This window comes from Noviherbaspirillum sp., from assembly GCF_035944575.1.
Classification (GTDB): domain Bacteria; phylum Pseudomonadota; class Gammaproteobacteria; order Burkholderiales; family Burkholderiaceae_D; genus Noviherbaspirillum.
On sequence record NZ_DASZBA010000178.1, the window covers coordinates 1 to 7,572 of the forward strand.

At 59.0% G+C, this 7,572-nt stretch carries 10 protein-coding genes; 9 read left to right on the forward strand and 1 reads right to left on the reverse strand.

Translation table 11 applies throughout. From position 1 onward, the window contains the following. The 9 genes from VGU61_RS13110 to VGU61_RS13150 form a co-directional block, all read left to right on the forward strand. The coding region (locus VGU61_RS13110; RefSeq protein ID WP_326859580.1) for a penicillin-binding protein activator at positions 1–453 on the forward strand (453 nt) is incomplete at its 5' end. Then, positions 453–827, forward strand: a complete 375-nt coding sequence (locus tag VGU61_RS13115; protein WP_326859581.1) for a YraN family protein — start codon at positions 453–455, stop codon at positions 825–827. The genes VGU61_RS13110 and VGU61_RS13115, both read left to right, overlap by 1 nt. A 142-nt stretch (positions 828–969) precedes the next feature. Next, the gene (locus VGU61_RS13120) at positions 970–1,566 is read left to right on the forward strand and encodes a phosphoheptose isomerase (RefSeq protein ID WP_326859582.1); all 597 of its coding nucleotides are present in this window, start codon (positions 970–972) and stop codon (positions 1,564–1,566) included. Beyond that, on the forward strand, positions 1,559–2,215 hold the full coding sequence (locus VGU61_RS13125) for a BON domain-containing protein (protein ID WP_326859583.1): 657 nt from the start codon (positions 1,559–1,561) through the stop codon (positions 2,213–2,215). The genes VGU61_RS13120 and VGU61_RS13125 overlap by 8 nt, the downstream gene beginning before the upstream one ends. A gap of 79 nt (positions 2,216–2,294) precedes the next feature. Beyond that, positions 2,295–2,885: a LemA family protein gene (locus tag VGU61_RS13130; protein WP_326859584.1), complete on the forward strand. Its 591-nt coding sequence runs from the start codon at positions 2,295–2,297 to the stop codon at positions 2,883–2,885. A gap of 159 nt (positions 2,886–3,044) precedes the next feature. After that, complete coding sequence (locus VGU61_RS13135) at positions 3,045–5,000, forward strand: M48 family metallopeptidase (protein ID WP_326859585.1); 1,956 nt, start codon at positions 3,045–3,047, stop codon at positions 4,998–5,000. Between the two features lie 16 nt (positions 5,001–5,016). After that, the gene (locus VGU61_RS13140; protein ID WP_326859586.1) at positions 5,017–5,457 is read left to right on the forward strand and encodes a DsrE family protein; all 441 of its coding nucleotides are present in this window, start codon (positions 5,017–5,019) and stop codon (positions 5,455–5,457) included. Between the two features lie 54 nt (positions 5,458–5,511). Continuing rightward, entirely contained in the window at positions 5,512–6,039 is a 528-nt protein-coding gene (locus VGU61_RS13145) for a TlpA disulfide reductase family protein (RefSeq protein WP_326859587.1), read from the forward strand. Between the two features lie 206 nt (positions 6,040–6,245). Beyond that, entirely contained in the window at positions 6,246–6,563 is a 318-nt protein-coding gene (locus VGU61_RS13150) for a hypothetical protein (protein ID WP_326859588.1), read from the forward strand. Between the two features lie 152 nt (positions 6,564–6,715). On the opposite strand, the gene lipA is transcribed toward VGU61_RS13150, so the two are convergent. Then, on the reverse strand, positions 6,716–7,572 hold an 857-nt coding region (gene lipA, locus VGU61_RS13155), incomplete at its 5' end, for a lipoyl synthase (protein ID WP_326859589.1).

The following is a 7,572-nucleotide window of genomic DNA, read 5'->3' on the forward strand; positions in this document are numbered from 1 at the left end:
GACAAGCCGGCATTGATCTTTGCCGCACTCGACGCCAATCAGGCGCTGCAGCTCCGCCTTGCGCTCGGTACGCAGATCCCGATGTACGGCACATCGCAACTGAATCCCTTCACGCAACCCATGACCGGCAATGAAGCTGCAGCGGAAATGGATGGTGTTCGCCTGGTAGATATTCCCTGGCAGTTGCAGCCCGACCATCCTGCGGTGATGGTCTACCCGCGCCCGGTGGTCGCCGCCGATCAGAAACGCAGCCCCGACATGGAGCGGCTGTATGCACTCGGGATCGATGCCTATCGGATTGCCCGCGAGATCGCCTTGCAGCGCACCGACTTTGAAATCGACGGCGTGACCGGCAGGCTGAGCGTGCGGTTCGGGCAATCCGCTCCGCACTTCGAGCGCATCGGACAGCATGCGGTCTATCGTAACGGCGGCGTGGCGCCGGAAGAGCGCTGATGGGAGTATTCGCCGCGCTCGCCGGAAAACGCACCGAGCGCCAGGTATCAGGCCAGGCGGGAGAAGATGCCGCACTGGCGCATCTTGCCGCAAACGGCCTTCAACTCGTCGAGCGCAACTTCCGCTGCAAAGGAGGGGAAATCGACCTCATCATGCAGGAGCGCGGCGTCCTGGTGTTCGTCGAAGTCCGGAAACGCGCCGATGGCCGTTACGGCGGCGCGGCGGCCAGCGTCACGCCGCGCAAGCAGGCCCGCCTGGTACTTGCCGCTCATGTCTTCCTGCAACGGTATACAATGCCGCCGGCATGCCGGATCGACGTTGTCGCCATCGACGGCACGCGGCTGACGTGGCTGAAGAACGTGATCGATGCATAAGATGCTGATGACGGATCGTCATGCCGGCCGCCGCTGCGTGAAGTGAGAACGAACCGCAACGTTCGCAGTATTGACAAACAAGTCGGCAGCGACAGGCTTGCCGTCATCAACCGACGCCCCGTATTCACACAGATCGCCAACCATGAACAATCAACGAATCCTCGCCCATTTTCAGGAAAGCGCCGACCTCAAGGTCAAGGCGGCAGCGTTGCTGGCGCAACCCATCGAACAAGCGGTGGAACTAATGTTTACCGCATTGTCTAATGGCAACAAGATACTTGCCTGCGGGAATGGCGGATCGGCGGCGGACTGCCAGCATTTCGCCGCCGAACTGGTCGGCCGCTTCGAACGGGAACGGCTGCCGTTGCCGGCGCTGGCGCTCACGACCGATACCTCGATCCTGACGGCGATCAGCAACGACTACAGCTACCAGGACATCTTCACCAAGCAGGTGCAGGCGTTCGGCCAGTCCGGCGACGTGCTGCTGGCATTGTCCACGTCGGGCAATTCGGCCAATGTGCTGGCGGCGGTGGACGCGGCGCTGGAGCGGGATATGCGCATCGTCGCATTGACCGGCAAGGGAGGCGGCGCGATCGGCAAGCGGCTCACTGACGCGGATGTGCACATCTGCGTTCCGCACGACCGCACCGCACGTATTCAGGAAGTGCATTTACTAACGATTCATTGTTTGTGCGACGGTATCGATGTCGCTTTATTTGGGGGAGATGCGAATGATTAGTTGGCCTCGTGCCTGGTCTTGTGCGAACAGGCCTTTGGCAACCGCCATCCTGTGCGGTGTACTGGTGACAAGCTTGCAGGGTTGCGTAGAAATGGCGATCGGCACCGCGGTGGTCGGAACGCTCGCTGCAACCGATCGCCGTACCTTCGGTGCGCAAACGGAAGACAAGACGATCACGCTGAAAGGCGAAACGCGCGTTGCGAATCTGGTCGGCAACGCGGGGCACGTGAATGTCGCCAGCTTCAACCGCAAGGTACTGCTGACTGGCGAAGTGCGGGACGAGGCAATGAAGGCCGCGGTCGAACGCGAGGTGGGTGCCATCGAAAACGTGGCATCCATCGTCAACGAACTGGAAGTACTCGGTAACTCCAGTTTTGCATCCCGCTCCAATGACACGCTCATCACCGGCAAGGTCAAGGCGTCATTCGTCGATGCACGGGATCTGTATGCCAATTCGATCAAGGTCGTCACCGAGCGTGGCGTCGTTTATCTGATGGGGCGTGTCACCCAGCGCGAAGGCCATCTCGCCGGCGAAGTCGCGCGCGGCGTCAGCGGTGTGCAGAAAGTGGTCAAGGTATTCGAATATATTTCCGAAGACGATCTGCGGCAGTTGAGCAGCGCATCGGACAGCCAGCAGAGCAGGCAGTAATTTTTTTTCGCGCAGCGCTGGAGTGCTATATTAAGCCGCGGGGCAGACAGTCCCGCGGCTTTTTTATCGAGAGGGCGACATGGTCTCAACCATCATCCTGATTGCAGTTTTTTCACTGCTGCTGTTCTGGGCAGTCGGCGCCTACAACCGTCTTGTCAGCTTGCGCAATCAGCTCAAGAACGCCTTTGCGCAGATCGATATTCAATTAAAGCGCCGCTACGACCTGATTCCGAATCTGGTCGAAACGGCACGGGGCTACATGAAGCATGAACGTGAAACCCTGGAAGCGGTCATCGCCGCGCGTAATCACGCAGTCACCGCGAATACGAAGGCAGCCGTTGATCCGGCGGATAACAGTGCAGTGAAACAGCTGGCAATGGCGGAAGGCGAGCTGAATTCAACGCTTGGCCGGATGTTCGCATTGTCCGAAGCGTACCCCGACCTCAAGGCCAACGAGAACATGATGCAGTTGACCGAAGAGCTGACCAGCACCGAAAACCGTATTGCGTTTGCGCGCCAGGGATATAACGATAACGCCATGGAGTACAACATCTCGCTCGAGCAGTTTCCGGTATCGATCATCGCCGGCATGTTTGCTTTCAGGCCGGTGGAAATGCTGCAGGCGACCGAATCGCCGGAAGAGCGCAAGGCCGTCAAGGTTGCGTTCTGAGTTGATGCGCACCGCGCATCCGTTTTCATCCCCGCCTTCAAAGCAAGCACCAAGGTGGGGATGGATTGATCACTTGACCTGGGCAAGCTTTTCATCCCGTCTCGACTGCCTCCCGGAATGCAAATCAGGCAACCGGGCCGTCCATGGTTGTATCAAGCCATGAACTTCTTTCAACAGCAGGATCATGCGCGCCGGCAAACTCGCACACTGATCATCCTTTTTCTCCTCGCGGTGATCGCCATCGTGATCGCCGTCAACGCGGCAATGACGCTGGTCTGGATTGTTTTCCAGGGCGGTTATTCCCCCGCGGCGGATTTTTTCCCAAGGGGCTTCTTTGCCACCAACACGCTGGTTACGGTGGCGCTGATTGCCGTCGGTACGCTGGTCGAAACCTATAACTTGCGCGATGGCGGTGATGCCGTTGCAAAAATGGCTGGCGGAAGGTTGGTGTCGCCGGGGTCGCGGGATTTCCATGAGCGGCGCTTGCTGAACGTGGTACAGGAAATGTCGCTTGCTTCAGGGGTCGCCTGCCCGAGCGTTTACCTGCTGGAAAAGGAAGACGCGATCAATGCCTTCGCTGCCGGCTTCAATCAGAATGAAGCCGTCGTGGTTGTTACGCGCGGCCTCCTTCGTCGATTGACACGCGAGGAACTTCAGGGTGTGGTGGCGCATGAGTTCAGCCACATCCTCAATGGCGACATGCGATTGAATATCCGGCTCATCGGTGTGCTGTTCGGTATCCAGATGGTAGCGGGTTTCGGACAGCATCTGATCGATGCCGGCTTTCACGGATGGCATGCCGTCGGCACGGCCGTGCGACGGGCGCCTCCAAGAATCGGTCTGCTTGCGGCCGGCTACGCGTTTCTCGTGGTCGGCTATATCGGCATCTTCTTCGGCCGCCTGATCAAGGCCGCGGTGTCCCGCCAGCGCGAGTATCTCGCCGACGCAAGTGCGGTGCAATTCACCCGTAGTGCCGACGGTATCGGCGGCGCATTGCGCAAGATCGGCGGCCTGTCGAGGACGATTGCGCCGGGTTCGCTCATCCGGCATCCGAATGCGGAGCAGTTATCACATCTGTTTTTGGGTGCTCCGAAGGCAAGTCTGGTCCGTGGTCTTTTCGCCACCCATCCGCCGATCGCGGAACGCCTTCGCCGCATCTATGGCCGGCACGTCACTCTGCTGGATGCACCGGAAATGGCCGAGGCCCACGCCTGTGATACCGGCAGATTGCCTGACATACCCTATGTCGCATCCGGCTTCGTGGCGCAGCCGCAAGCAGCGTCGTCACCGCTCACCTTTGCCGCTGCCGATGCTGGACCGGTGCGCTTGCCGGAAGAACTGGACAGTGCAATGCGCGAACCGGACGCCGCCTGCGCCGTGGTCTATGCGCTGCTGATTGCATACGAGCCGGCATTGCCGGATACGAAGGCCGCTACGGGCGGCAGTGCATCCGATCCGCATATCGAGATGTTGCGCGGTACCGGAGAACAGCGCATCGATTTCATCCTCTTTCTTGCCAAGGCGGTCCGGCGCCTGCCGCGCAGTGCGAGATTGCCGCTGCTGGATCTTGCCATGCCTGCGCTCAAGGAATTGTCCGCCGGCGCACGTACCCGGTTCCTTGCCGAGGTCGATCAATTCATCGCTGCGGACAGGCGCATCACGCTCGCGGAGTTCGTCTTGCAAACGGTGCTCGTCCGGCGCCTCGATGCGCATGCAGGACGGGCCATACCGGTTCGCTATCATGCGTTGCCGCAAATCCGCGATGCTGCGGCGCTGCTCCTGTCGCTGGCGGCCCATGTCGGTGTCGCCACGGGGCCCGCGGCGGCAGACAATTTCCTGCGCGGCGCCGCCCGCTGCCCGGAACTTGGGTTGTCCGCAGCCGATCTGACCGCTGCGACCGCTGTCACCTTCGATCGCATTCGCATCGCACTCGATCGTGCCGCGCAGCTCGCGCCGTTGGCGAAGCCAGCATTGATCAAAGCCCTTCTGGCGTCTGCGTCGAGCAGCGAACCGTTGCCGGCCGGCTCCGCTGATCTGGTGCGCGCCATCTGCGCGGTGCTCGAAGCGCCGATCCCGCCGGCGGTGGCGGCAACGTATACTGCCTTTCATTGGTGATACTTAAGGATTCAATATGCAAACCGTATTCCGTTTTCTGTCCAGCCTGTCGCTCGCACTTGCATTGCATGTTGCCGTGTCCATGCCCGCATTTGCCGCGGAACCGGTGAAGGTTGTATATCATCTTGCCGATGGCATCGAGCAGGCATCGCGCGCCATGGGCAACATCCGCAATCACCTGCGCGCGGAGCCGGATACAAAAGTGGTGGTTGTGGCAAATGGTGACGGAATCCGTTTTCTGCTGGCGGGCGCCACGGAACGCAACGGAAAGCCGTTTGATGGCGCGGTCACTGCGCTGGCGACGCAAGGCGTCGAATTCCGCGTTTGCGGCAACACGCTGACCGCGCATGACGTGCCTGTCTCGCGCTTGTTGCCGGAGGCCAAAATCGTGACGTCGGGCGTGGTGGAAGTGGCGCGTCTGCAGTCGCGCGAAGGGTTCGTCTATCTGCGGCCCTGATGCGATCTGACTATAATCAAGGCTTCTCTCGAATCCTTCTATTCTTCCGACATCATGCAAACCGATGCCCCAGCTTCATCCCGCAAGAACCCTTGGATCAAGGTGCTTGCAGTCATCGCCGTGGTGGCGATCGCCATAGCCGCCTATTTCTCGTTCGCCGCAAAAAAGCCGGCGCCGGATGTCACTTTCACCAATCTCAAGGGTGAAAAAGTCAGCATGGAGAGCCTGCGCGGCAAGGTTGTAATGGTCAATTTCTGGGCAACTTCCTGCACCACTTGCATCAAGGAAATGCCTGAAATGGTCGAGACTTACAACAAGTACAAGGATAAGGGCCTGGATTTTTATGCGGTGGCAATGAGTTACGATCCGCCTAACTATGTCCTCAATTACACCGAAACGCGCAAGCTGCCATTCAATGTCGCGCTGGATTTCAAAGGCGACATTGCGAAATCCTTCGGCGATGTAACGCTGACGCCGACGACCTTCGTCATCGACAAGAAGGGCAATATCATCAAGCGGTATATCGGCGAGCCCAATTTTGCCGAAGTGCATCAACTGATCGAAAAGGCGCTGGCAGCCTGAAACTTTCGCCGACAGTCTTACGAAGCGCTGCGCCGATCGACATACTAAGCAACCCTCTCTGCCATTGGTAGAGGGGGTTTTTGTTTTTCATGAGATATGCCCGGCAACAAACCATGAAACATTTTCTTACTTTCGTTTCATGCTCTGCGTATCAATTCACTACATCGAGATGTAAATTTCTGATCAGCTCAATCAATGGAAATGTCATGAAAAGCATTCGTGTACTGTTACTGCCGATAATGTTGCTGGCTTTGCCATCGATCGCTTTGGCCGACCCATGGAAGGATGAAAGCGGACATGGAAAAGGCCGCAAGCACGACCGCCGCGAATTCAAGGAAGAGTACTGGGACGGAAACTGCAAGGTCGAACGCAAGCTGGAAAAGAATGGCGAGTACAAGGAGGAGCGCAAGTGCAAAGGCCCTCACCACGGCCATTATCGACAAGCACCTGTCTATGTTCCGGCACCGCCGCCCATCGTTGTCGAACCTGGCATTACCGTGCACGGGACGGTACGAATTCCATAGAGCCCTGACAAGCAAAAGCCCGCATCAGAAACCACTGATGCGGGCTTTTTTACTTTCCCGGCCCTTGCTGCTTCCTTGCTGCTTCCTTGCAGTTCAATGCAATGATTGCAGGCTGCTTTCTCGAACACAGTATTCCGTTGCGGAAGCCGACGTCATACCACGCCGGCGCCGTGCGCTTGCTGGTCCGCGTGATAGGAACTGCGCACCATCGCACCGACGGCGGCATGCACGAAGCCCATCTTGTAAGCCTCCTCCTCGAACATCTTGAAGGTATCCGGGTGCACATAGCGGCGTACCGGCAGGTGATCGCCGGACGGCATCAGGTACTGCCCGATGGTGAGCATATCGACATCATGTGCGCGCAGGTCGCGCATCACCTGAAGGATCTCTTCGTCGGTTTCGCCGAGGCCGACCATGATGCCGGACTTGGTCGGGGTTTCCGGATGCAGCGCCTTGAAGCGCTTGAGCAGATTGAGTGAATATTCGTAATCGGATCCGGGCCGCGCTTCCTTGTACAGGCGGGGAACGGTTTCCAGGTTGTGGTTCATCACGTCCGGCGGGGCGGCTTTCAGGATTTCCAGTGCGCGGTCCATGCGCCCGCGGAAGTCGGGCGTCAGGATCTCGATGCGGGTGGCCGGCGACAGCTCGCGCACGCGGCGGATGCAATCGGCGAAGTGTCCGGCACCGCCGTCGCGCAGGTCATCACGATCGACCGAAGTGATCACGACGTAATTGAGCTTGAGCGCGGCGATCGTTTTCGCCAGGTTTTCCGGTTCGTTGACGTCGAGCGGATCGGGGCGGCCATGGCCGACATCGCAGAACGGGCAGCGGCGCGTGCATTTATCGCCCATGATCATGAAGGTGGCGGTACCCTTGCCGAAGCATTCGCCGATGTTCGGGCAGGACGCTTCTTCGCATACCGTCACCAGCTTGTTGGCGCGGAGGATGTCCTTGATCTCGTAGAAGCGTGTCGAAGGCGATGCCGCCTTGACGCGGATCCAGTCCGGCT

Coding starts and splice junctions, on each gene's coding strand:
- VGU61_RS13115 (WP_326859581.1), top strand. CDS start 453: ATGGGAGTATTCGCCGCGCTCGCCGGAAAACGCACCGAGCGCCAGGTA.
- VGU61_RS13120 (WP_326859582.1), top strand. CDS start 970: ATGAACAATCAACGAATCCTCGCCCATTTTCAGGAAAGCGCCGACCTC.
- VGU61_RS13125 (WP_326859583.1), top strand. CDS start 1,559: ATGATTAGTTGGCCTCGTGCCTGGTCTTGTGCGAACAGGCCTTTGGCA.
- VGU61_RS13130 (WP_326859584.1), top strand. CDS start 2,295: ATGGTCTCAACCATCATCCTGATTGCAGTTTTTTCACTGCTGCTGTTC.
- VGU61_RS13135 (WP_326859585.1), top strand. CDS start 3,045: ATGAACTTCTTTCAACAGCAGGATCATGCGCGCCGGCAAACTCGCACA.
- VGU61_RS13140 (WP_326859586.1), top strand. CDS start 5,017: ATGCAAACCGTATTCCGTTTTCTGTCCAGCCTGTCGCTCGCACTTGCA.
- VGU61_RS13145 (WP_326859587.1), top strand. CDS start 5,512: ATGCAAACCGATGCCCCAGCTTCATCCCGCAAGAACCCTTGGATCAAG.
- VGU61_RS13150 (WP_326859588.1), top strand. CDS start 6,246: ATGAAAAGCATTCGTGTACTGTTACTGCCGATAATGTTGCTGGCTTTG.